Origin of the sequence: Thiopseudomonas acetoxidans (assembly GCF_030362935.1) — a bacterium.
GTDB lineage: Bacteria > Pseudomonadota > Gammaproteobacteria > Pseudomonadales > Pseudomonadaceae > Thiopseudomonas > Thiopseudomonas acetoxidans.
In genome coordinates this window covers 45,406-70,733 of record NZ_JAUCDY010000003.1, presented here as the reverse complement: position 1 = coordinate 70,733, position 25,328 = coordinate 45,406, and the positions used below count along the sequence as shown (strand labels likewise).

The following is a 25,328-nucleotide window of genomic DNA, read 5'->3' as shown; positions in this document are numbered from 1 at the left end:
GCACGTTTGAACTCTAGCTTACTTAAGCCTGCTGTAGAAACTCAAGCGCCTGGGTCACAGTAAAGAAAGAGCCGAACACAACAATCTCATCGGCTTCACTTGCTTTATTTAGCTGTGCTTCTAAAGCACAGACGATGCTTTCATAAGACCTTGCATATGCATGATTCGTTGCAAAAATCTGTTCTAAATCTGCAGTTTGATAACTACGTGGCGAAGGAAGCGGTGCTATGGCCCAGTCTGCCACCTGCTTAGTCATGGCTGTGATAACACCCTGAACATCCTTATCAGCCAGCGCACCAAAAACAGCATAGCGCTGCCCTGTTATCGCACGGTTCTCAAGCCAGCGCGCTAGATACTCAGCCGCATGCGGATTATGCGCCACATCTAAAATTAGTGTACGTTGTTGGTTTTTATAGGGCAGTTTTATAACCTGCAAGCGCCCTGTCAGTTTGGTTGCCTGTAATGACTCAATAATACGCTCGGGTTGCCATGGCATATCGAGCAAAGCATAGACTTGCAGCGCTAAAGCAGCGTTTTCGATTGGCAGATCCAGCAAGGGAATGGATTGCAGCTCTATAGGCTCATGCTTGGCATTAACGCCACGCCAGTGCCAAGCATGCTGCGCTACAGCTAAATCGAAATCTCGTCCGCGCAACACTAAAGGTGCGCCTAAGTTTTTAGCCTGTTCAAGCAAACTAGCAGGAGGGAGTAAATCACCACAAACAGCAGGTTTTCCTGCACGGAAAATCCCGGCTTTCTCAAAGGCAACTGTTTCACGGGTATCACCCAGCCAATCTGTGTGGTCTACGGCAATGCTGGTCACTACCGAGATATCGGGCTCAATAATATTAACCGCATCCAAGCGTCCACCCAGACCCACTTCCAACACTACCGCGTCCAGCTTAGCCTGCGTGAATATCCATAAGGCTGCTAGAGTACCAAACTCAAAATAGGTCAGGCTGATATCTTGACGTGCTTGCTCAACCGCCACAAAGGCTGCACAAATCAGTGCGTCACTCACTGCTTCGCCATTGATTTGGATACGTTCGTTGTAGCGCAAGAAATGCGGTGAGCTGTATACCCCAACCTGCAGCTGTTGCTGCATCAATAGCTGCGCAACAAACGCACAGGTCGAGCCCTTGCCATTAGTGCCTGTTACCGTGATTACTTTGCTAGCTGGACGTTGTACGTCCATGCGCTCAGCTACTGTTTGAATGCGTGCTAACCCCAGTTCAATTTCACTGGGGTGCAGCTGTTCAAGATAGCTTAGCCACTGCTGCAAAGTACGCTCAGGCATTACTGTGCAACTTCCTCAACGATTGGGCAATACTGCATCGGTGCATGGGTTAGTTTACGCAGGATAGCACCCATACGTATACGCAACTCGTTGCGAGGAACAATCATATCCAACGCACCATGCTCCAATAAAAACTCACTGCGCTGAAATCCTTCAGGCAGTTTTTCACGCACTGTTTGTTCGATAACGCGTGGACCAGCAAAGCCGATCAATGCCTTGGGCTCACCAACAATGATATCGCCTAACATTGCTAAACTGGCTGATACGCCGCCATAAACAGGGTCAGTTAGAACTGAAATAAAGGGGATTTGCTCTTCACGCAAACGCGCTAGCACAGCTGAGGTTTTAGCCATCTGCATCAGCGATAACAAGGCTTCTTGCATACGCGCACCGCCTGAAGCCGAGAAGCACACCAAAGGACAGCGTTTTTCTAAAGCAACGTTGGCGGCCTGCACAAAGCGCTCTCCCACCACGGCACCCATCGAACCACCCATAAAGGAGAACTCAAATGCTGCTGCTACAATCGGCATGCCTTCTAAAAAGCCGCTCATTGCTACCAGAGCATCTTTCTCGCCGGTTTGTTTTTGTGCGGCAGCCAAACGTTCTTTGTAACGCTTGCTATCGCGGAATTTCAAACGGTCAACAGGCTCGAGATCAACAGCAATTTCTTCACGGCCATTCTCATCGAGGAAAATATCCAAACGGCGACGTGCACCAATACGCATATGGTGCTGACATTTAGGGCAAACGTTTAGATTTTTCTCCAACTCAGGCTTGTACAGAACTGAATCACAAGCGGAACATTTGTGCCACAAACCCTCCGGAATTGAGCTCTTCTTAACTTCAGAGCGCAAAATTGAAGGAATAAATTTGTCTACTAACCAGTTACTCATTCGTAATTTTCTCCGCTTTGGCTAAATACACTGTAATAGCCCTATGCATAATAAATAATTGTACTGACGGCCCCAGCATGGCTAACGTCACACACGCTTAATGCTAAACCGCCCTAAGAATACTGATAAAATTAAACCGCATTATTAACTGCCTGCATAAAAGCCTGCACTTTAGCATGGTCTTTACGGCCTTTGCTCATTTCTACCCCACCACTGATATCCACTGCCCAAGGATTAACCTGTGTAATCGCTTGCTGCACGTTGTCAGCTGTTAAACCACCCGCTAATACGAGCGGTTGGGTAAGACTGGGAATATCATTCCAGTTAAATGTTTGACCGGTACCACCGGGCAAGCCTGGCACCCAAGCGTCCAATAATATACCTAGGGCTAACGGGTGCATATTAGCCTGTCGGGTGATATCAATGCCCGGCTGCATTCTCAGGGCTTTGATATAAGGGCGCTGGAAGGATACACAGAACTCAGATGGTTCATCACCATGAAATTGCAACAAATCTATAGGCACTTGCTGAAGAACCTGCTGAACCTCATCCGCGGGTGCATCAACAAACAAAGCAACTGTGGTAACAAAGGGTGGCAAGGCGGCAACAATTTCGGCTGCCTGCTCGGCGGTTACGGCCCTAGGACTTTGTGCATAAAACACCAAGCCAATGGCATCAGCGCCTGCGTGTGCAGCGGCTAGCGCATCTTCAATGTTGGTAATTCCACACACCTTAACTCTGGTTCGCATCAAACTCTCGCTAACATATCTGGCATGGATGATAAAAAGTGCGGCCCAAGCTCGCGCTGGGGTAAAGCAAACACATTCGGGTATTCAACCCGAACTAAATATAACCCGTAAGGTGGTGCCGTCACTCCAGCTTGAGCACGTTGTTTGGCGGCTAACACCCCAGCCACCCAGTCTATCGGCTTTTCTGCTGCACCTACAGCAATGAGTGTACCAGCAATATTGCGCACCATATGATGCAAAAAACCATCGGCGCGCACATCAAGAACCACATAGCGACCATAGGTAACGACACTGATAGCATCAATGGTTTTAATCGGGGATTTGGACTGGCACTCACTGGCACGAAACGACGTGAAGTCCTGGGTGCCAAGTAACAACTGTGCTGCTGCATGCATGCGCTGTGCATCAAGTTTTTTGTGCGTCCAGGTTATACCCTCTCTTAATAAGGCGGGTCGTATTGGATCTGAATAAATCACGTAGCGATAACGGCGTCTTTGTGCGCTAAAACGCGCATGAAAATCTTCCGCAACCTCTGCTACCCAAAGCACGCTGATATCTTTAGGTAAATATCTATTAGCACCAAACAACCATGCTTTAGTGTCGCGCGCTACAGGTGGCTGGAAGTGCGCTACTTGTTCGCACGCATGTACCTGCGCATCAGTGCGTCCAGCACCATGTAACTGAACCGGGTGCCCACCGGCAACTTGGCTTAACGCGTTTTCTACGGCAACCTGAATCGTAGGTAAATGATTATGCTGGGTCTGATAGCCGTAGTAGTTGGCACCGTTGTATTCAATACCGATGGCTAGTTTAGAAACAGCAACGGCAGTCGAATCGACTGCCGTAGTTGTGGACTCATGCAGCATTAGTTAGCTCAGTTTTTTCATTAACTCGCGTGCTTCCTGCTGCTGCGTTTCATTACCTTCATTGAGGACTTCTTCCAGAATATCCTTAGCGCCTTCGCCATCACCCATGTCAACATAGGCGCGCGCCAAATCCAGCTTAGTAGTGGTTTCATCCGTACCGGCTAGGAAGCTGAAATCATCTTCCAAAGCTTCTTCTAATGCGGCAAAAGCTTCCGGTCTTTGTTCACCATCAGTGTGCGCTGCTGGCTCAGCATTGCTCTCTTCGCTTAATTTAGCTAGCTCATCCATCAAGTCAGCATCTGATTCTGTCTCAGCCTGCAAGTCTAGCTCTGCTGTAAAGTCTTCAACAGGCTCTTCCAAATCACCAAAGTCAAAGTCTTCTAATGACTCACTCGGTAACTCTTGGTTGTCCATAGTAGCCAATGTATCAAAGCTAATATCCTGTTCAGACTCATCAACAGTTGGTGCTTGTTCTTCTGCCTGCTGTGCTGGGAACTCAGCATCGAGCAGGTCATCAGTATCCATGCTGTCTTTTAAAGTTTCAGCCAACTCATCCATCTCAGCACTGATTTCAGTGAAATCTGCCGCAAGGTCCATTTTTTCTAAATCCAACTCATCTTTTAAGTCAGGCGTTGGCTCTTCATTGATTGACAGGTCAAAATCGTCCGGCAGCTCAAAATCGAGTTTGGTATCGGTTTCGTCCTGCACCTCTTTTACAACTTCAGCAAACTCTGCGTCTTCGATTTCGGTTAGGGTGTCGAAATCAAAGTCTTCATCAATAGGTTCTTCAAGATCAACCAGGTCACCTCCTAGATTTTCGATAACTCTCGGGACTTCACCCTCAGTTTCAACTTCTGGTTGAGCTGCAGTTGTTTGCGACTCAGCCAACGCCAGTAACTCTTCATCAAGATCATCAAAGTCGGGCAACTCAAACTCAGGGGTTGCCGAAGGTTGCTCTGCAGCAGGCTGCTGTATCTCTGGGGTATCGCTTAAAGTCAGTGACAGCTCGTCCAGCTCAAACAATGCTTGTTCGGCAGTTTCACTGGAAGAGCCACCATCAAGCTCATCAAACAGCTCATCGGTAAAGTCGTTCGTAGATGGCTCTGAGTCTAGCTCAGCAAATGCATCAACATCGAATTCTGGCGTATCCAAGCCAAGATCATCTAGGCTAATTTCAGAGTCTTCAACCTGATTGATACTAGAAGTGCCGCTGTCAACCAAGTGTGGGTAGCGCGCTTTGACTGCTTCTAACTCGCTAGGCGCTATGCCCATTTCAACCATCTCATTAAGCTGGCGGTTGAAGCCGTTTCTGTCTTCCAAGTCGGCCAACACTTCGAGCAGTTTGAAGCGTAAATCCGCTTGTTGTGGTTTTTTATCAATCGCTTGCATAAGTACATCTGCTGCTTGATTGAATCGGCCGTAGGCAATGTAGTTATCGGCCTCTGCGATGCTGTTCACGGACTCGGCAGAAATCTCTAGTCCTGGCTCTTGTGCTACTTCGACCGTATCGAAATCAGCAAAATCTGACACTGGCTCAGCTACAGGTAAATCTTCATCCGCATCCGCTGTAAAGCTTGGGGCTAAACCATCTTTTTCTGGTTTGTCTGGGCTTTCGGCAATGGCGGCTAGACTAAGCTCCTTAGCTTTTTTCCTGCGACGTGAAGCCGACATCAGTAGCAATAATAGCAGCAGCAATGAGCCACCACCCACTGCCGGCATGAATAGTGGGTTGTCCATTAATTCATCCAGCAAGGATTGCTCAGGGCTTGGGATTTCCTGTAATGGAGGTACTACAGCTGCTGGCTTAGGTTTTTCTACTGCGGCTTCTGGCTGCTGCGCTTCTTCTGCTGCAGGTTCAACGGTGGTTTCGGCAACAGGCTCAGACGAGGTTTCTGCGGCTAACGTTGTCTCTTGTGATGCGGCTGTTTGCTCATCCGTAACCGATTGTTCTTCTTGGACAACGTCTGTGCCCTCGATCACTTCAACGGGCTCTTCTACAGCTTCAACAGCCTCTGCTTCAACAGCCTCTGCTTCATCGGCTACTGGAGGCTCAGAGAGCACATCAAGATGCTGTAAGCTGGCAAGCTGTGTGTTCTTTAGCTCAATCAACTGCTGCAGCTTATCAAGCTGGTTATTTAGCTCTGCAACACGCTCATGCAGGTCTGAGTTTTCGCGTCTGCTGGAGTCCAACAGCTCTTTAGCCTCGGTTAGCTGGGCAAATAAAGCATCGGCACTGTCTCGACCTCGCTCACTGCCTATAGCCGCTTGTCCTGTATCACTGGCAACGAGACGTAATGTATCTTGTTGCTCAACTTTGGCAGGCGCGGCATCGGCCGTGGTGCGCTGACGAGCATCAAGCTGTTTTACCGCGGCAGCTGCTTCAGGCGTACTGCCGGTTAGTGTTGAACTCTGAGCTTTAATTTCAGCAATTGCAGCACTCTTGCTGCGCTTTTGAATCTGCGCGTCATCTGGCAAGGTTAAAACCTGCCCTGCTTTAAGTCTGTTAATGTCACCATTAACAAAGGCTTGCGGGTTGAGATCGCGAATAGCCAACATGGTTTGCTGGGTTGTTGAGCTGCCGCCCACTCGGGAAGCGATTGACCAAAGCGTATCGTTTTTCTCAACTCGGTATTGATTGTCGCCACTGGCCGTGATTCGACGTGGACTTGCAGGTGTTGCTCTTCTAGCTGCTGCAGGCTTAGCAGCCGACTGAGCTGTTGTTTTAGGTGTAGACAACGGCGTGGTCGTTGCTGGTACGTACACAATTTCTTGTGGTGTGTACATAGGTGGGTCAAGCAACACAGTGTATTCACGCAGAATTCGCCCGTTAGGCCAGAGCAATTCGACTAAAAAATTCAGGTAAGGCTCACGCACCGACCGCTCACTGGTTATCCGCAATACGCTTTTTCCGCCTGCGCTGATAATAGGAGTAAACTGCAAGTTAGTAAGAAAAAACTGACGCTCTACGCCAGCACGGGAAAATTCTTCAGCGGATGCTAACTGCGATTTAATTTCTAATGCAGTTAATCCACCAACCTCTAAAAGCTCAATTTCGGCTTCTAGAGGTTGATTCAAGAAAGATTTGACAGAGACATTACCCAAACCAAGCGCATGTGCCACGCCAGATGTAAGTGCAGTAGCGGCTGCAACAGCCAACACCAGTTTACGAACCCGAAGCATATAGTCTTATCCCTTATTCACTTTCCGAGCAATACGGAGATGCTTGAAGCGGCTGTTTTGCCTAACGTTGACACCAGTTTGCAAGAGCAAAGCTAGAATCGTTCTTCAATCTTTATAGTAAGTATCTTTTACAGTTGAAGTTTTATCAATAACTAATCACGTCTATTACGCTGTTTTTAATACACTTTGCCTTAGAATTGGACTTACTGCACACATTAGCAAGCTGTAAACTCTTTATTAAGCTTAAAGCAAAAGGCTGCCCTATGAAAAGCAGCCTTTTATTTAATGGTATGAACTAGCGCTCAAGCAGAATACGTAGCATCCGTCGCAAAGGTTCTGCAGCACCCCATAACAATTGGTCACCTACGGTAAAGGCACCCAAATAATGTGAGCCCATATTTAACTTGCGCAAACGCCCTACCGGCACATTCAAAGTACCGGTTACCGCTGTTGGGGTAAGTTCTTTCATCGTAATGTCGCGCTGATTAGGAATCAGCTTAACCCAAGGGTTGTGCTGACTAATGAGCTGTTCAATATCAGCCATAGGTACATCTTTGTTCAGCTTGATGGTTAATGCCTGGCTGTGACAACGCATGGCACCAACACGCACACAGATACCATCCACATGAATAGGGTTTTTAAAACGACCCAGCACTTTGTTCGTTTCTGCTTGTGCTTTCCACTCTTCACGGCTCTGACCATTTGGCAGCGCGCTATCAATCCAAGGGATAAGACTGCCTGCCAAAGGTACGCCAAAGTTTTGCGCCGGCATGTCATCACTACGTTGCGCCAAAGCTACTTTGCGGTCAATATCTAAAATCGCAGCAGCTGGATTAGCTAAGTCCTCAGCAACGGCATCATGGATGTAACCCATCTGGCCCAACAGCTCACGCATGTTTTGTGCGCCGGCACCACTGGCTGCTTGGTAGGTCATAGCGCTCATCCACTCTATTAGACCAGCCTCAAACAAACCGCCAAGCCCCATCAGCATTAAGCTAACCGTACAGTTACCACCAACGTAGTTTTTAACGCCGCTTTCAAGCGCTTGATCCACCACTTTGCGGTTTACAGGATCCAGTACGATTACCGAGTCATCGTCCATGCGTAGCGCAGAGGCTGCATCAATCCAGTAACCGTCCCAACCTGCTTCACGCAGTTTCGGAAATACTTCATTGGTGTAGTCGCTACCCTGACAGGTCAAAATAACATGCAAACCTTTAAGCTCGTTGATGTCATAAGCATCTTTCAGCGCGGGAGCATCTTTACCGATCGCCGGCCCTTGACCGCCTACATTCGAGGTCGTAAAGAAAACTGGCTCAATCAGTTCAAAATCCCGCTCTTCTAGCATGCGCTGCATAAGCACAGAACCAACCATTCCACGCCAACCTACAAGTCCTACACGTTTCATACGACTACACCTTTGTTAAATTAATACGTCTAACGGGTACAGATTTTTCTCTGCCAACCCGTTAGACAAACGTTCTAATCGATAATTTAATTAGAGCTTTTCCAGTGCTGCTACTACAGCATCACCCATCTCGGCTGTACCCACTTTGCGCATACCCGCCGACATAATATCGCCTGTACGCAGGCCTTGGTCCAGCACATCGCTAACAGCTTTTTCTATAGCTTCAGCGGCCTGTGATTGAGCAAAGCTGTAACGCAGCATCATGGAAACCGACAAGATGGTTGCCAATGGGTTCGCCAGGCCTTGCCCTGCAATATCAGGCGCTGAACCATGACAGGGTTCATACATGCCTTTATTGTTGGCATCTAAAGACGCCGATGGCAGCATGCCAATTGAGCCAGTAAGCATGGAGGCTTCATCTGACAAAATGTCGCCAAACAGGTTGTCGGTGACCACTACATCAAACTGCTTGGGTGCACGTACTAGCTGCATTGCAGCGTTATCGACGTACATATGGCTCAGCTCAACATCTGGATAGTCCTTGGCTACTTCTTCAACCACTTCACGCCATAGACGACTGGATTCTAGCACATTTGCCTTGTCCACGGAGCAAAGCTTCTGATTACGCAAGCGTGCCATATCAAAGCCCACTTTAGCAATACGGCGGATCTCACTTTCGCTGTAGGGTAAGGTATCAAAGGCTTTGCGCTCGCCATTCTCTAGGATTACGGTATCGCGTGGAGTGCCAAAATAAATACCGCCAGTCAATTCGCGGACAATTAGAATATCCAAACCAGAGACTACTTCAGGCTTAAGGCTGGAGGCGTCAGCTAGTTGCGGATACAGAATCGCAGGACGCAGGTTGGCAAACAAGCCCAGCTCGGAACGGATTTTTAACAGACCGCGCTCAGGACGAATGCTTTTATCGATGGTGTCCCACTTAGGGCCGCCCACCGCGCCAAGCAGTACCGCATCTACTTCGCGGGCTAAAGCCAGCGTTGAGTCGGCTAGAGGTACGCCGTGCTTATCAATCGCCGCGCCACCGAGTTCGCCATCAACCAGCTCTAAGCCAAGGTTGTATTTTTTGTTGGCTAGATTAAGTACTTTCACCGCTTCAGCGATGATTTCTGGGCCGATGCCGTCACCGGGTAATACTAAAACTTTTTTTGTCATTTCATTTCTCGCCTAGGGCTATAGCCCGTGTTTATAAATTCGAAGTGCCACCTGAAAATCCGCTTCGTGCAAACGTTACGCTCCAACAAAAGTAAACCAGTCATGCTGAGTTTCCAAGTGGCACAGTGCAGTGTGGGACCTGACTTGTCAGGGAACCAAAATCTGCCTAAGCACCAAACCAAAAACCCAACCACTGACCTTGCCCTGCTTTAAAAGCAAAAGCTTCCCCGACAAGTCGGGTCCCACAAGAGCAAAACCAAACCATGCCTCCCGAGGAAGCACTGGGCCTTGTGGGAGCGCATCTTATGCGCGATTGGGGTTAACCCCAAAACATCAGTGCCGCCTGAAAATCCGCTTCGCGCAAAAGTTGCGCTCCTACAACAAACCATTCGTGCAAAGCCGGGTTCCTACAAAAGTCAGCCTGCAAGTGCGGTTTTTTACTGGTTCAGTGCACCAAACAACCAAGGGTACTTTTGCTGATAGCTCGCTTCAAACGCACGAATTTCATCGGCATCTTGCAGCGTCAAACCAATGTCGTCCAAGCCGTTAAGCAAGCAATGCTTACGGAACGCATCTACCTCAAAGTCATAGCTCACACCATCGTCACGAATCACTTTCTGCTCAGCCAAATCAATCGTTAACTGATAACCCTCATTGGCTTCAACCAAACCCATCAGCTCATCCACAACTTTCTGTGGCAAAACAATGGGTAACAAACCATTCTTAAAGCTGTTGTTATAGAAAATATCCGCAAAACTAGGCGCGATAATGGCGCGAAAACCGTACTCATCCAACGCCCATGGCGCGTGTTCACGGCTGGAACCACAACCAAAGTTTTCCTGCGCGAGCAAAATACTTGCCCCCTGATAACGCGGCAGATTCAGCACAAACTCTTGGTTGATCGGGCGCATGCTGTTATCCATGCCCGGCTGACCTTCATCCAAGTAGCGCCACTCATCAAACAGGTTCTCACCGAAACCAGTGCGCTTGATGGATTTTAAAAACTGCTTGGGAATAATTTGATCCGTATCCACGTTGGCGCGATCCAAGGGCGCGACCAAACCCTGATGCTGGGTAAAGGCTTTCATTATTCTGCTCCTTGTAAAAGTTCACGCACATCAACAAAGTGACCGGTCACCGCGGCGGCGGCGGCCATGGCTGGGCTGACCAAGTGCGTGCGTCCGCCATTGCCCTGACGGCCTTCAAAGTTACGGTTAGAGGTCGAAGCGCAATGCTCGCCGCTGCCCAGTTTGTCGGGGTTCATCGCCAGACACATGGAGCAGCCCGGCTCACGCCATTCAAAGCCTGCGTCCAAGAAAATCTTATCCAAACCTTCTTGCTCGGCCTGCTGTTTGACCAAGCCAGAGCCTGGCACCACCAACGCTTGAATCACACTACTAGCGACTTTACGGCCTTTGGCGACTTCTGCCGCCGCACGCAAGTCTTCAATACGCGAGTTGGTGCACGAACCAATAAAAACACGATCCAGTTTAATGTCTGTAATGGCTTGGTTCGCGGTTAAGCCCATGTACTTCAGCGCACGCTCAATCGAAGCCTTTTTAACTGGATCCGCCTCTTGCGCCGGATCAGGCACATTGGCATCCACAGGCAACACCATCTCAGGTGACGTACCCCAGCTCACTTGTGGCTTGATGTCTTCGGCGCGCATTTCAATCACAGTGTCAAAGTGGGCATCGGCATCAGACACCAAATCCTGCCACACCTTCACTGCTGCATCCCAGTCCGCGCCTTTTGGCGAATAAGGACGGCCTTTAACGTACTCGATGGTCTTCTCATCCACCGCCACCATGCCCACGCGAGCACCGGCTTCAATGGACATGTTACACAGGGTCATGCGCCCTTCCATCGACAAGGTTTCAATCGCACTGCCGGCAAACTCAAGCGCGTGGCCGTTGCCGCCAGCGGTGCCGATTTTGCCGATAACCGCCAACACAATGTCTTTAGCGGTCACGCCAAAGGGCAGTTCACCCTCAACACGCACCTGCATGTTCTTCATTTTCTTCGCCACTAGGCATTGCGTCGCCAATACATGCTCAACTTCAGAGGTACCAATACCGTGCGCCAAAGCACCAAACGCACCGTGGGTTGAGGTGTGGGAGTCACCACAAACAATGGTCATACCCGGCAAGGTCGCGCCCTGCTCCGGCCCAATCACGTGGACAATGCCCTGACGAATATCATTCATCGGGAACTGCAAAATACCGAAACTGTTGCAGTTATCATCCAAAGTCCGCACCTGAATACGCGAGACCTCATCCGCAATGGCATCAATACCGCCAGCACGCTCCGCCTTAGTGGTCGGCACGTTGTGATCCGGCGTGGCAATGTTGGCATCAATGCGCCAAGGTTGACGATTGGCCAAACGCAACCCTTCAAACGCCTGCGGCGAGGTCACTTCGTGTAAAATATGACGGTCAATGTAAATCAGCGAAGAGCCATCGTCGCGGCGCTTCACTTCATGCATTTCCCAGAGTTTATCGTAGAGTGTTTTTCCAGCCATGGGACTTTCCTCATTGGTTGCTGCAACGGCAGCTTAAACGAAACTTTCTTATGTATTGCATGCTAAGTCGATTAAAGCTATAACTCCAATGGTTATTTTTTATAATATAAATTCCAAACAGGAATAGATAACCATGGATCTCGCTAGCCTGCACACCTTTATCGCCATCGCCGAACAGGGCAGCTTTTCCTTAGCAGGTCAGCAGCTGCATATTACCCAGCCAGCGGTCAGCAAACGCCTAGCTACACTAGAAGAACAACTGGGGGTGCGCTTATTTGACCGCATGGGCCGCGAAGTCACCCTGACTCAGGCCGGACAAACGCTACTGCCGCGCGCCTACCGCATTGTCAATGAATTGGAAGACAGCAAACGTGCCTTGAGCAATCTTAGCGGCACTGTGAGTGGGCGTTTAAGCCTAGCCACCAGTCACCACATCGGCCTAAGACGCTTGCCGCCTATTTTGCGCCGCTTCACCAAGGAGCACCCAGAGGTCGTGCTGGATATACGTTTTTTAGATTCAGAAGTAGCGTACAACGATGTGCTGCAAGGGCGTTGTGAACTGGCATTGATCACCCTGTCGCCACAGCATGTTGAACACCTAGAAAGCGTTAAAGTCTGGCAGGACGACCTAGTATTTGTGGTTGCACCCGAACATCCGTTAAGCCACAAAAAACAAATTAGCTTACAGGATCTCAGTGATTACCCGGCTGTTTTTCCCGGCAGCCAAACCTTCACCAGTAAAATCGCCCTGAACCTGTTTGCGGACGCCGGACTCACACCCAACATCAGCATGCATACCAACTACATGGAAACCATAAAAATGATGGTATCAATTGGCTTGGCTTGGAGCGTGCTGCCACGCACCATGCTGGATGAGGAATTGGTCGAGCTGGATATGCCAGACATCCAGCTCAGCCGCGACTTGGGTTACATAGTGCACAAGGAGCGCACCCTCTCCAATGCCGCTAACGCTTTTATGATGCTATTGAGCGAGCTTAGCTCTTAACTTGCACGGCGCGTATTAACCGTGATTTTCAAAAAATGGTTAGCCAAATCCAACAGCTCATCCACATTCTTTTCAACCTGCTCACTGTGTTCGTTAACCTGATGATTTACCTGCATCACACCCGCACTGTCCTCGCGCAAGTCCGCTACTTGATCACTGGTTTGCGTGCTCAACGCCGTTTGCGTCTGGATCGCACTATCAATGGTTAACGCCAAACGGCTCATGGACTGCACCTGATCCAAAATAGCGCGCAGCTCTTGATCAACCTCATTGGCCATACTGCGTGTTGCTTCGGAGCGCTCCACACCCAACTCGATCGCATGTAACGACGCCTTGGTATTGTCTTGCAGCTCAGAAATGATTTGCCGAATTTCAGTAGTGGAATCATGAGTGCGGTAAGCAAGCTTACGCACCTCATCTGCCACCACCGCAAAACCACGACCTGCATCACCTGCCCGTGCCGCCTCAATCGCAGCGTTCAACGCTAACAGATTGGTCTGTTCAGCCACCATGGTAATAACTTCCAGCACCGTACCAATGCGCTGTCCGCGTGTCGTGGACTCGGACACTTCTTTCTCTATGTGCTGCAGCTCATCAGACAGCTCATTAATCGAGCCTAACAAACGCTCAATATAATCTCGCCCAGACAGCGTTAAGCGTTGCGACTCGCTCGACGTCTCGGCCATATTGCCCGACGCCTGGGTAAGTTGCAGTTGGCTGGCCAAAAGCTGCTCCATGGCGACAAAAATCGCATCCACCGTTTTACTCAGCTTAGTTATCAAGGTATTAGAACCTGCCAGACTGGCTGCACTTTTATTCTTCACTTCATTCAGTATAGAAGCGGTGTATTGCAAACGCGCCGTCACAGCCCGCAAACCCGAGGTGCGTGTTTGGATAGCAAACTGAATATCGCCCACTTCGTGCTTATAGCCCGTGTACAAATAACGCATCAAAGGGTTATAGGTTATGCCTTTAGCGTACTCATTTAAACGCAGCAAAGGCTTCAACCTCAATGAAAACGCCAAACTACTGACAGCCAATCCGCCCAGTAAAACAACCACAGCCTGCCAACCATAAAAATAGCCCAGCAAACCGGCACTGACACAAAGCGGCAAAAACCAACTTAAGAAAAGCTGTGCAAAGTAAGACACAGGCTGCTGGTAAGCTGATTTTTTATTACTTTCATCTAAGTTTTTATACAACTTTTGCGCGCGCTCTATATTGCATTGGCTGGGCAACGCACGCACAGACTGATAACCCACCCTCTGTCCATTTTTCGAGATCGGCGTAATAAACGCATCCACCCAATAGTAACGGCCATCCTTACAACGGTTTTTTACCATTCCTTTCCATGAATGACCGGCTTGTATGGTATCCCACACCTGCTTAAAAGCAGCGCGCGGCATATCTGGATGGCGAATAATATTATGATTTTTACCGATTAACTCATCCCGTGAGTAACCGCTTACCTCAACAAAATCATCATTTGCCGAGGTGATAATTCCCTTTAAATCTGTCGTTGAAATTAACTGCTGTTCTGCTTTAAATGAAACCTGCTCATCTATGACTGGTAAATTTATTTTCATGATGCACCCTGTTTTTACGGCCCTGTAAAATTGTTTTTGTTTTCAGCCCCCACTAACAAGCACTTGGCGTGCCAACTAATCTTTAACGCCAAAATAAAATCACTTCTGAGTTGTTGCACAGTCAATGAATTCACAACACTGACAGCCCATGTACGCACAGAAACACGAACGCCATTAAAAACCAAAGCTTAGTTTAATAGTGTCTATGTTTATTGATGCTTATCAAAATTTTGCTTGGAGGTTTTGCGGTTATGCTTATAAAAGAAAGGTGCTTGAGGCAATGCACTCAGTATTTACAAGCGCCCAGCCCTTGCACTTTAAATAAGCATACTAACGAAGCATGCAAAGTGTTTTACTTGCTTGTATAGCTTTACTGAATTAGCGTATACAGCACCTCATCGGAGCAATAACTTGTTTAAAATTAGGGACAGAAATGACACTACAGTATTACGAAGACAACGCTGAGCAATTTGCACAAAACACGTTAGACGTTGATATGAGCGAACTGTATGAGCGTTTTCTTGCGCACCTACCTCCCACCAGTCGCATCCTAGATGCCGGCTGCGGTGCGGGTCGTGACGCTGCCACTTTTATACAGCTTGGCTATCAAGTTGATGCCTTTGATGCCAGCCCAAAACTGGTCAAAATCGCTAAAGAAGTCAGCGGCATCCCTGTCCAGCTCAGCACCTTTCTTAACTTTAGCAGCGAGCACAGCTATGCAGGAATTTGGGCGTGCGCCTCTTTACTGCACGTGCCTACCGTCAGTCTATCCGCCACTCTAAAGCACCTAGGCGAACTGCTAGAGCCCAAGGGCGTGATGTATGTGTCCTTTAAATACGGCGAAGATGAAAGCGTTCGCAGTGGTCGTCATTTCACCAACTGCACTGAAGCGCGTTTAGAACAATTTCTTGAAAATACAGGGTTGCACACCAAAGAAGTCTGGATTAGCACAGACAGACGCCCTGATCGCGATGACGAGCAATGGCTCAATGCGTTATTAACCTTGGCATAGACAGACGTACTGATGTTAGCTAACAGCCCACGCCTAACCACGGGAACAGCGCAGGACCCTTTACTGCCTAAACTGCTTGAAGCCATCTATCAAGCCACTGATATTGAGATAGCCGTATCTTTTATCCAGCCATCGGGTTTAGAGCTGTTATTTGACCCCCTGCTAGAAGCCCTTAACAAGGGCGCTTCGATACGCCTTCTGACCTCGGATTATTTAAATATCACTCACCCGCGCGCCTTACGCGAACTATTGATGCTGGCTGAGCGCGGTGCACAGGTGCGCGTGTTTGAGTGCACCGGACAAACCAGCTTCCACCTTAAAAGCTACATCTTTACGCAAAACAAAAACGCTAAGATTATTAAAGGCAGTGCTTTTATTGGCTCCAACAACATCAGTCGCACGGCACTCACCCATGCCTACGAATGGTCATGGCGTCATGATTGGCAACCCCCAGAAGACTCATCCGCAGCCCAAGAGTTTGTCAAAATTCGCCACGCCTTTGCACAGCTGTTTGATGAGCCGAGTTGCGTGTCTTTAACCGCTGACTGGATTGATACCTACAGTGTCCGACGACAAATCAACTTGCCGCTACTGGCACCGATTAGCGGTTTTATTGATGAAAATATCGAACAGCCCAGCCCTAACAGCGTGCAAGTTGAAGCACTGCAAGCGCTGCTTGAGACTCGCACCGAAGGGTTTTCTCGCGGTTTAGTCGTACTCGCCACCGGCATGGGAAAAACCTGGCTCGCCGCCTTTGATGCACTACAGATGCAAGCCAAGCGCGTGCTCTTTGTCGCCCACCGCGAAGAGATTTTGCTGCAAGCCCAATCGGTGTTTAACCGCGTGCATCCCAACGCCCACACCGGCTTGTTTCAAGGTGCATTAAAAGAACATGAGGCAGACTTTGTGTTTGCCTCGGTACAAAGCCTCAGCAAGCCTGAAGCACTACAACGTTTTAGCATTAAGCATTTTGATTACATCGTCGTGGATGAGTTTCACCATGCCAGTGCACCCAGTTACCGCAGCATTATTAAGCATTTTAATCCGCAATTTTTATTAGGTCTGACCGCCACCCCAGAACGTACCGACCAAGCCGATATCCTCAGCCTATGCGACAACAATCTGGTTTTTGAGCGCAACTTAGTTCACGGCATTAACGCGCAATTACTAGCACCGATTCATTATTACGGTATCTATGACGAATACGTGGATTATCAAGAAATCCCATGGCGCAGTGGCCGCTTTGAACCGGCGCAAATCGAGTTTGCTTTTGCCACCCAAAAACGTGCCAAACACATTTACCAACATTGGCTTAAGCACAAGCAAACCCGCACCCTAGGCTTTTGTATTTCACAAAAGCACGCTGACTATATGAGCCAGTACTTTCAGCAACAGGGCGTGCGTGCCGGTGCTGTGTATGCCGGTTCACAACTGACCCGCCACGCTGCATTAAGCCAGCTAGCACAGGGCCAACTGGAGGTGATTTTCTCCGTGGATATGTTTAACGAAGGCACCGACTTGCCCGCCCTAGACACCGTACTGATGCTGCGCCCCACTGAGTCTAAAATTATTTTCTTGCAGCAACTGGGGCGTGGTTTACGCCTCTCACAAGAAACCAACAAAACCCACGTGGTGGTGTTGGACTTTTTGGGCAATCACCACAGTTTTCTAAACAGTCCAGCGGCTTTGCTCGGTGAAAAAGACCGTAACACAGTGCTTAACACAATTCGCCAGCAACAGCCCATCCAGTTAGCCGAAGGCTGTTTCATTAATTTTGCCCCAAAAATAGTGGGCTTCTGGGAAAAGCTTGCACGCAAAATAGGCAGCACTGCTGCAGAAGATTACCAACAACTACGCGATGAGTTAGGCCATCGCCCCACCGCTACTGAATTTTTTCACAAAGGCTACGACCTCGCGAAAATGCGCAAACAGGCCGGTAGCTGGCTGGCCTTGGTTGCCAAACAAGAAGAAGACGCACTGTTCAAGCAGTTACTTAGCGAGCACGGCGAGTTTTTCGCCAAAGGTGTAGAAACCACCAGCATGAACAAAAGCTTTAAAGGCTTTCTATATCAAGCCTTTTTAGACTTAAGCGGCGTACAAGAACCCGTTGCCACCACACAACTAGCTAAGCGCAGCCGGCAGCTCTTAGAACACCGACCCGATGACCTGCGCAACGAGTTGCCGCAAAGTATTCAACAAGCCAGCGCTGAAAGCCGCCCATGGCTGAGCTACTGGCGCAAAAACCCGATTTTTTATTCCTGCCAACAAGACAAAAACAGCAGCCAAGCTTGGTTTATCGAGCACGGCAACAGCTTCGCGCTTAACTTTACAGTCACACCTGAACTACAAGAGATTTTTGCCGACTACTTCCAAGAATTGATCGACCTGCGCCTGGCGCAATACTTCGCGCGCAAGAAGAAATCAAAGCAGCCCTACCCGGTTAAGAAAGCAGAAATACTGCAGGCGGCGGAAGAGTCGAAGGATGTATAGCTGGGGTTGGATGTTAGGGAGCTAAAGCGGCTCTTCGCATTTAAGGGTGTAGCTGATTTCTAAACCCTCCTGATTTCAGCAAGCACCTGGCTATGTAATTGGTTAAATTTCTAAAGCCTAGGGCGGTACCTCGTAAGTGCTCAAGCCGCCCGTTGATAGCTTCTGTTGGACCGTTGCTGGTTCCTGGCCGGTCGAAGTAAGCAAGGATGCTCTGAGCGTATTTTTTCAGCGTTTTCCCCAAGCGTTTCACCTCGATGAGCGCTTTGGGCAAGTCGCTGGCTGTAATGATATTTATGACCTCTTGCATGAGTTTTTTACCACGCCCTCGATCCGGCTCGTTGTAGGCGCTAACCACTCGCTGATACATGCTCCAGCTGCAATCCACTTCGAGGTGGTGTTCATCTGCAAACAGCTGGAACAGTTGCTTTTTGTTGGCGTCAGACAGGTAGCTGATCCGAGTTAGTAGCGTTCGACGGCTTTTATAGAGCGGGTCGTTTTTACGCCCTCTGCGGCCCAGGATTTCTTGTTGAACACGTCTGCGGCATTCATCCAGCATGTTGCTTGCCCAGCGCACGACATGGAAAGGATCCAGCACGGTTTGGGCTTGAGGCAGGGCTTCTTGCGCCGCAGATTTAAACCCTGTGAAGCTATCCATGGCAATGCTTTCAATCTGGTCCCGCCAGGCCTTGGGACGATTGTTCAGCCAATGCTTAAAGGCTTGTTTGGAGCGGCCTTCCAGCACATCGAGCAAGCGGGCCGGCCCAGTTTTGTTACGCACGGGCGTAAGGTCAACCACGATGGTGACGTACTTGTCACCACGGCGTGTATGTCGCCAAACATGCTCATCTACGCCCAGCACGGTCACACCGTCAAAACGTGTCGAGTCATTAAAAAGCAGGCGCCGTCCTTCGTTGATAATGGCGTTATTGGCGGTGTGCCAGGCAACGTCAAGATGACTCGCAACACGGGAGACCGATAGATGATCCAGTACGATGGCAGCCAAGGCCCAGCGTATCGCCCCATGGGAAAGCTTTGAGCGTGGTGGCGCCGCACTACTTGTGTCTTCGTGCCAAAAACAGCCGCAAGCACAACGCCAGCGACGGATACGCAGCAGCAATCTGGATGGCCGCTGCCCGTAAGGCGCGTGGGCAAGATGTCTATCGACAGTACCGCGTGAAACGCCAGCAGCCCCGCACTTGGGGCACGGCTCAGGTGCTTTGGTGAAACGGCATTCGATGACGGCGCGTTCTGCACAAAGATGTTGTCCAGTGGCAGTCAGGCCGAGGATATTTAGTTGGCAAAAGCTGGAAAGATCAGGGCTAGAAAAGGTAAGATTGTTCACGTCGGGGGCTTAGTTTTTGTTGGTGTGGGAACTTACATTTTCTAAGATCCCCGACTCTTTTTCCAGCCGGTCAGATTTTTTCTACACCCTTAAATGCGAAGAGCCGGTAATACCTGACAGGCGCATACCGCTGGGCAAATGCAATGCAAGCCCATCTTGTACTGAGCTAGTCGCCAGCTGAGTAACTCGTGCAAAACCAGCAGGCTTTGACTCTGGCGCAGAAGCAACAAGCTTCTTACGCCAATAATTAAACTGCGCATAATTGAGCTCATGCTGTTTGCAAAAAGACGCACCGGATAAACCGGAGCCTTGCCAAGCCACCATATGCCGCTGCCAAAACTCATAACGCTCGCGCGAGCTCGCAGAACTCATAACCAGTACCTCCAAAAAAGACGAGGACTAGTTTGAAGCGGTATAATGCAAGATAAAAGATGCTGATTTAAGGGCGCTTACTTCGCCCCTTTGCCATTGGCCGCAAGAACTGGTTGTTTGCCGACACCAGCAAAGGTGCTCATGCCAGCGCCGCCTGGTACTCGCTGATCGAAACTGCCAAAATGCATGGCCTGAATCCGCAGGCCTACCTGCTGCATGTACTGGAACATATCGCGACAGCAAACACGCTGGAGCAACTGGAGCAGCTGCTGGCCTGGAACATCAAACTGGAAACGCCTGCCCAAAACAGGGCCGCACAGCCTTCTTGAACCGGCGCTTAGTGTTTACAGGGTAAAGCCGTTCGGCAAGGGGGTGATTTAGTAGCGCTTACTCTCCAGACCTTATAATGAGGCATACTAGGAGGAAGCATGAGCCAAACAGGTGCCTAGAAAACTGGGGGCTATGCAGGGAACAACAGCTCAATGATCAAGCAGCACCTAAGCTTTTGGCTGAGAGTGCTGCACACTAAATGCAACTAATAAGTTAACAGGGTAGGTACAGACGAAATACCAAGTTTATGTAATGTTTGCCTGGACAGCTTATCGGATTGTTCAACAATCCAGTCAACCAAGCTTTCACCTTCGATAATATTGATATCTTGTTTCTCGGCAGCTGCTTTAGCTGCTGGATTCATTTTGGCGGAAGTTACTATCCACTTTTGTGCTTTTAGCTCTTCATCTATAGATTCAAGCTGTCTGACTGCCTGAAAGCCTGTTGTGCCTGTGTGATGCTTTACCTGAACCAAGAGAGTCGTTGAAGAGAAACGATCTTCACGAACAGCCAAAATATCTGCATCTGCCTGACCTGAAAATGCAGCCTTGTCTAAAATATTTGCCTCGTAGCCTTCAGCCATCAAAAGCTCTGCAACAAGCTTTTCAAGGCCGTACCCGCCACTTTCAAGATAGGTTTTACCTTCGCAAATATTTTGCAGAAGCTGATACTTCAATTGCTGCTGTGCTTTCTCTTCTAACTCCTGCACTCGGCTATTAATAACTGTTATGCCGTTACTTTTGATACGCTCAATAACTGCAATCACTTCATCCTTAAATTCGCTCAGTGACACTACAGTCATGCGTATTTTGAGGCGACTGGAAAAAGCTCCTGTCAGGTTATCCCTCGGAATACGTAAAATTGAACCATCATCGTGACGTAAAAAATTAACACCGATACGATTTTCACCATATTCAATGCCGGATTTGTATGTTTTTATACCTGTCGCATAACCGATTGCAATAACGCACGGCAGAGGTACGACAACAATATCCCCTGCTTTAATTGAGTAAAACCGTTTGATTTGATTTAGCTGGCGGCCGACATCAATATCCTGCTTACGAAACATCAATACCAACTCATCTAGCGTGCTTGCTTCGGAAAAATTAACTTGCGGCCAGCCGTAACCTATTTGCCCGATCTTTACAAGTTCGTATGGCGTTCGTGTTAAATAAATTTTCGGGCCTGGCATCAAAATATCCTTTTAAGTCTACAAATTTCAAATTAAAACAGAAGCACTGACAAGCAGTTTTATTACAATACTTCAATATATCTACAAAATGACTTCATGCGCTGAGCTGTTGTAGAGATTCAACATAAAATAAATTTTGGCTTAGTTTATTTTTTTCACGTCTATTACTTTTCTTACAATATAACCAAATTCAGTTTCTTCTACTTTCGCTTTAACCTCGCACTCGTCCATAACGCTGCACTTATCAAAAATAATATTTCCAACATCAGATTCGGTTGCAAATGAGAAATCTCCCACTGAAGAGCTTAACGTCCCATAATCAATCGTACCTCTTGTCGTTTTTTCATGATATTCTTTCTGTTTAATCATTACTGCTGCAAGAGCTCCAACTTGATAGTCGCTCAATGGCTGCGTTTGGACATATGTATCTTTTCCACCATTTGTAGACTCAGATTTATATATAATTTCAGTTTCCGATTTTTCTCCACCTTTTTCGGCATAAAGAATAGCTTTGCACTCATAGTTGCCAAGCTCTTTATCTTGGCTTATGGTGCGTATAGCTTGCAATTTAAATTTAATATTCTGATGATCATCTTCCATTATAAAGTCATAGCCAGGTATTTCCGGCATTGCGTTGAATAACATTTGCTTATAACCTGGAACAGAAATCACTTCGTTAAATACCTTGGTTTGCAGCTCTACAACCTTTTCTGTGACAATACTATTTTCACAGCTAAACTTCGGCTTCTCTTGGCATCCAACAACAGCAACACTAGCTAAAATCGTAATGATAATATTTCTTTTCATTCTAAGTCTCTTTTCATTAATCAACAGGATTTGTTCGTGAGGTTTACCTATAAAGGCAGACGATTACTTTATAATTAGCATAGCAATAATAAAAATACGGCGGTTTCTAAATCTGAGTGCAACACTATTAATGAATAGATGCGGAGCCATTATCACTCAACACCAGCTCTGCTTCAAGCTGTAACAGCTTCCCCACTCGGTCTGCTTTATCTATTTGCAATACAAAGCTTTCCAACAGCTGTGCGATGGCCAGATTAGTTGAATCAAAACCTTCCAGCTTTAAGTCTTTATCCTTAGCCCAAGTTTTTTGCAAAAAACCTAAGCGTGCTTGCTGGAGTTCTTTTGCGGCTGCGAGGCGTTTTTGCTCGTCAAACCAAAAGCTGAGCCAAGCTTGTACATATTCGGTAGGGCGGTATTCACTTTGAGGGGACAACCATTCTATTTCACTAGCCATTAGCAAAGGAGTGCCGCCGCCACCACTAAAACCAACCAGTACACCTGCCTGAGCTAGCATTCGCATGGCTGCTTGAGTAATGGAGGTTCCTGTACCCAGTAACAGGCAGGTAGTGTTGGCTATGGGAATGTTGTAATAGCTGTTTTGTTTGTCATCTTCAGCAAGGTAAAGCACACGCCCGTCTTTTTGCATTACGCGGCAGTATTGCAGGTAATAAATATTGGCTCGTTTTGAGTGCAGGATAGCCTTCAGATCTGAAGCAGATAAATCATCCATGTAGCTTTACCCTTGTAGAACTATTTTTATAAGCTAAAGACACTTTGCGATTAATGAAACTAAATAGCAACACTGTACAAAAACACCGTAATCAAACTTGACAGTGTTTTGTGTTTCCGCACTATTTCAGCCAAATAACCATGGTTGAATGTCGTCTTTGTTGACGATGATCAGTTGCTGAGCCTTAGCGTCGGCTTCATAAATGCGGGGGTTTATATTTAAAAGCTGTAGCTTATAACTGACTAAACAGCCGCGAGTATGGATCTCTAGTTGTCCGTCGTGCATGTCGTACTCGTGCTCGAGTACTTTGCGTTGCGACTCGCTGAGGCGTGGATCGGGGGCGATTATAATGCGGACTTGTGTGTGCCAAGCCTCATCATCGCTGGCAGAAATAGGGCTTTTATCTAGTAGCTCGGCAACTTCTTGAAAGCGCGCCAGAACAAAATCTCTAAAGCCTTTACTTTTTTCGCACCAAGCACGCAAATGCCAACGCTGGCCGGTATTGACCAGATGGTGCGGCACGATAATGCGTCCCTCGTCATTAGGGTTGCTAATAGAAACGTAATTGACTTCTACACGACGTCCTTCGCGCAAGGCTTGCATCAATGGGCGCATAAGTTCAGGAGTGATGGGACGTCTGGGCGGCTCTAGGCATATATTGGCGGGGATAGCATCGTGATGTGCGCTCTGCCCTGTTACCCAGCTGAGGTATTCCCCCACGTCACAATTGATGTGCCGCGGAAAAAACTTATTGGTCGGGCGGTAGGTCTTTTCACGGCTGTGGTAGTGCAGTGCCTCGGGGTTTTCAGATAAAAAGTCCTTTAGTTTTTTGCTAGCTTGCTGGCGGCTGATCGCTTTAATACTTGCTAGCTGTGCTGGCTGTACGCGCCCTTCCCAATAGGCCAAGAGTTCGATAAGCCAGCTAAAAGGGTCGTACTTTAAACCACTCATATATAAACATCCTGAATAAGCACTAGGTGCTGTCCTGCATTCAGAGTAGTTTACTAAGTTATCAACAATCAACAATAGCTATGCAACTATTAGTTAATGAGTTGATTAGTGTGAGTTATTTATGTGGCTTTTCGTATTTAAGGGAGTAGAAAAAATCTGGCCAGCTGGAAAAATGTTGGGGAATCTGGAAAATGTAAGCTCCCACAAGAGCTGTGCCAAGCGAACGGCTGCGTGCAAACCGCTTTGCTTTACTGTGGAGTTGTGGGATTGTGGGAGCGCATCTTATGCGCGATTAAGGTTTGGTGTGGCGGGATGGTTTGTTTCGCGCAAGAGTTGCGCTCCCACAAGAGCTGTGCCAAGCGACCGGCTGCGTGTAAACCGCTTTACAGTAGGACTGATAGCTAGGTGCTTGCTGAAGTCAGGAGGGTTTAGAAATCATCTACACCCTTAAATGCGAAGGGCTATTTATGTTTGAGCTGTGTTGCCAAGTAAAAGTACGTCCAAAACATTGGCATCGGTTTCACGACGGATTTGATTAAATAACTGCTGCGCTTCGGGATAGTTACGCATTAATAGCGCCAGCCATTGTTTTAATCGGCCCGGTGCTTGGCGCGGGGTGACGTTGATGCGCACTCGCTGCCAAAACTCCTGTATCAGTGGCATCAAGCCTTCCCAAGTTAGTGGCTGATAAGATTCGCCACGCTGTAGCGCTTGGATTTGCCGCGCCAAATCCGGTTGCGTCACCAATCCCCGACCAATCATCACAGACTGCACACCACTGACTTCACGGCAACGCAGCCAGTCCGCCACCGACCACACCTCGCCATTCGCCATGACTGGCACATCCACCACGTCTTGAATTTTGGCAATCCACTCCCAGTGCGCTGGTGGTTTATAACCGTCTGTTTTGGTGCGTGCGTGCACCACCAGCTGTGCAATTCCGCCCTGCGCCAACGCGCGCGCACAATCTAGCGCAGTGTCTGTGTTGTCATAACCCAAGCGCATTTTGGCGGTGAGAGGTGTGTGTTTGGGTAAAGCGACGCGCACTTGTTCAGCAATACGAAATAAGCGTTCAGGTTCTTTCATCAAAATCGCGCCGCCTTTGGATTTATTAACAGTTTTGGCGGGACAACCAAAGTTTAAATCCACGACAGAGGCACCCAGTTGCGCTACTTGTGCGGCATTTTCAGCCAAGCAAACAGGATCAGAACCCAATAATTGCACGCGCAGTTGTGTGCCGCTTGCCGTTGCGCTGCCCTGCTTTAGTTCGGGTGCAATGCGTTGAATGATTGACGGTGGTAGCAGCGTGTCGGTGATGCGGATAAATTCGGTCACGCACCAGTCGATACCGCCTTGGCGCGTGAGCAGGTCGCGCATCATGGCATCGGCTAAGCCTTCCATGGGGGCTAAAGCGATTTCCACT

At 48.4% G+C, this 25,328-nt stretch carries 21 protein-coding genes; 4 read left to right on the top strand and 17 right to left on the bottom strand.

The genetic code is table 11. The annotated features are described in order from the left end of the window. Positions 1-22: 22 nt before the first annotated feature. From folC to leuC, 9 genes are all read right to left on the bottom strand, one after another. On the bottom strand, positions 23-1,297 hold the full coding sequence (folC, locus tag QEZ41_RS03595; RefSeq protein WP_289410021.1) for a bifunctional tetrahydrofolate synthase/dihydrofolate synthase: 1,275 nt from the start codon (positions 1,295-1,297) through the stop codon (positions 23-25). Further along, positions 1,297-2,190, bottom strand: a complete 894-nt coding sequence (accD, locus tag QEZ41_RS03590; protein ID WP_289410020.1) for an acetyl-CoA carboxylase, carboxyltransferase subunit beta — start codon at positions 2,188-2,190, stop codon at positions 1,297-1,299. Before accD ends, folC begins: the two co-directional genes overlap by 1 nt. 131 nt (positions 2,191-2,321) lie before the next feature. Beyond that, entirely contained in the window at positions 2,322-2,942 is a 621-nt protein-coding gene (locus QEZ41_RS03585) for a phosphoribosylanthranilate isomerase (RefSeq protein ID WP_289410019.1), read from the bottom strand. Further along, positions 2,939-3,805 carry a tRNA pseudouridine(38-40) synthase TruA gene (truA, locus tag QEZ41_RS03580; RefSeq protein WP_289410018.1) on the bottom strand — a complete coding sequence of 289 codons (867 nt, stop codon included), beginning with the start codon at positions 3,803-3,805 and terminating at the stop codon, positions 2,939-2,941. Before truA ends, QEZ41_RS03585 begins: the two co-directional genes overlap by 4 nt. A gap of 3 nt (positions 3,806-3,808) precedes the next feature. Then, positions 3,809-6,985, bottom strand: a complete 3,177-nt coding sequence (locus QEZ41_RS03575; protein WP_289410017.1) for a FimV/HubP family polar landmark protein — start codon at positions 6,983-6,985, stop codon at positions 3,809-3,811. Positions 6,986-7,280: 295 nt separating this feature from the next. Then, positions 7,281-8,393 carry an aspartate-semialdehyde dehydrogenase gene (asd, locus tag QEZ41_RS03570; protein ID WP_289410016.1) on the bottom strand — a complete coding sequence of 371 codons (1,113 nt, stop codon included), beginning with the start codon at positions 8,391-8,393 and terminating at the stop codon, positions 7,281-7,283. A gap of 90 nt (positions 8,394-8,483) precedes the next feature. Further along, complete coding sequence (gene leuB / locus QEZ41_RS03565) at positions 8,484-9,566, bottom strand: 3-isopropylmalate dehydrogenase (RefSeq protein WP_289410015.1); 1,083 nt, start codon at positions 9,564-9,566, stop codon at positions 8,484-8,486. A 437-nt stretch (positions 9,567-10,003) separates the two neighbouring features. Next, the gene (gene leuD / locus QEZ41_RS03560; RefSeq protein WP_289410014.1) at positions 10,004-10,654 is read right to left on the bottom strand and encodes a 3-isopropylmalate dehydratase small subunit; all 651 of its coding nucleotides are present in this window, start codon (positions 10,652-10,654) and stop codon (positions 10,004-10,006) included. Continuing rightward, complete coding sequence (gene leuC / locus QEZ41_RS03555; protein WP_289410013.1) at positions 10,654-12,087, bottom strand: 3-isopropylmalate dehydratase large subunit; 1,434 nt, start codon at positions 12,085-12,087, stop codon at positions 10,654-10,656. Before leuC ends, leuD begins: the two co-directional genes overlap by 1 nt. Positions 12,088-12,220: 133 nt before the next feature. Between leuC and QEZ41_RS03550 the strand changes: the two genes are divergently transcribed. After that, positions 12,221-13,093, top strand: a complete 873-nt coding sequence (locus tag QEZ41_RS03550; RefSeq protein ID WP_289410012.1) for a LysR family transcriptional regulator — start codon at positions 12,221-12,223, stop codon at positions 13,091-13,093. On the opposite strand, the gene QEZ41_RS03545 is transcribed toward QEZ41_RS03550, so the two are convergent. Beyond that, positions 13,090-14,679 (bottom strand): methyl-accepting chemotaxis protein, encoded by a 1,590-nt coding sequence (locus QEZ41_RS03545; protein WP_289410011.1) that lies wholly within the window; start codon positions 14,677-14,679, stop codon positions 13,090-13,092. The genes QEZ41_RS03550 and QEZ41_RS03545 overlap by 4 nt on opposite strands. Before the next feature lie 433 nt (positions 14,680-15,112). Between QEZ41_RS03545 and QEZ41_RS03540 the strand changes: the two genes are divergently transcribed. Together QEZ41_RS03540 and QEZ41_RS03535 are read left to right on the top strand one after the other, a co-directional pair. Continuing rightward, positions 15,113-15,691: a class I SAM-dependent methyltransferase gene (locus QEZ41_RS03540; protein WP_289410010.1), complete on the top strand. Its 579-nt coding sequence runs from the start codon at positions 15,113-15,115 to the stop codon at positions 15,689-15,691. Between the two features lie 12 nt (positions 15,692-15,703). Then, positions 15,704-18,181, top strand: a complete 2,478-nt coding sequence (locus QEZ41_RS03535; protein WP_289410009.1) for a DEAD/DEAH box helicase family protein — start codon at positions 15,704-15,706, stop codon at positions 18,179-18,181. Between the two features lie 40 nt (positions 18,182-18,221). Here the strand turns inward: QEZ41_RS03535 and QEZ41_RS03530 are convergent, their stop codons facing one another. Both QEZ41_RS03530 and tnpA read right to left on the bottom strand, forming a co-directional pair. Continuing rightward, the gene (locus QEZ41_RS03530; RefSeq protein WP_289410008.1) at positions 18,222-19,523 is read right to left on the bottom strand and encodes an ISL3 family transposase; all 1,302 of its coding nucleotides are present in this window, start codon (positions 19,521-19,523) and stop codon (positions 18,222-18,224) included. 81 nt (positions 19,524-19,604) lie between these two features. Continuing rightward, on the bottom strand, positions 19,605-19,895 hold the full coding sequence (gene tnpA, locus QEZ41_RS03525) for an IS66 family insertion sequence element accessory protein TnpA (protein ID WP_289410007.1): 291 nt from the start codon (positions 19,893-19,895) through the stop codon (positions 19,605-19,607). Positions 19,896-20,008: 113 nt separating this feature from the next. Between tnpA and QEZ41_RS03520 the strand changes: the two genes are divergently transcribed. After that, complete coding sequence (locus QEZ41_RS03520; protein ID WP_353061883.1) at positions 20,009-20,224, top strand: transposase domain-containing protein; 216 nt, start codon at positions 20,009-20,011, stop codon at positions 20,222-20,224. 206 nt (positions 20,225-20,430) lie between these two features. Here the strand turns inward: QEZ41_RS03520 and QEZ41_RS03515 are convergent, their stop codons facing one another. The 5 genes from QEZ41_RS03515 to QEZ41_RS03495 all read right to left on the bottom strand — a co-directional run bounded on the left by QEZ41_RS03515 (position 20,431) and on the right by QEZ41_RS03495 (position 25,327). After that, entirely contained in the window at positions 20,431-21,417 is a 987-nt protein-coding gene (locus QEZ41_RS03515) for a restriction endonuclease (RefSeq protein WP_289410006.1), read from the bottom strand. 141 nt (positions 21,418-21,558) lie between these two features. Continuing rightward, positions 21,559-22,224: a hypothetical protein gene (locus QEZ41_RS03510; protein ID WP_289410005.1), complete on the bottom strand. Its 666-nt coding sequence runs from the start codon at positions 22,222-22,224 to the stop codon at positions 21,559-21,561. A 127-nt stretch (positions 22,225-22,351) separates the two neighbouring features. Beyond that, positions 22,352-22,954, bottom strand: coding sequence for a type I-F CRISPR-associated endonuclease Cas1f (gene cas1f / locus QEZ41_RS03505; protein WP_289410004.1), 603 nt, complete (start codon positions 22,952-22,954; stop codon positions 22,352-22,354). 126 nt (positions 22,955-23,080) lie between these two features. Then, positions 23,081-23,905 carry a helix-turn-helix transcriptional regulator gene (locus QEZ41_RS03500; protein ID WP_289410003.1) on the bottom strand — a complete coding sequence of 275 codons (825 nt, stop codon included), beginning with the start codon at positions 23,903-23,905 and terminating at the stop codon, positions 23,081-23,083. 465 nt (positions 23,906-24,370) lie between these two features. Next, positions 24,371-25,327, bottom strand: coding sequence for a tRNA dihydrouridine synthase (locus QEZ41_RS03495; protein WP_289410002.1), 957 nt, complete (start codon positions 25,325-25,327; stop codon positions 24,371-24,373). Between the last annotated feature and the right edge of the window lies 1 nt (position 25,328).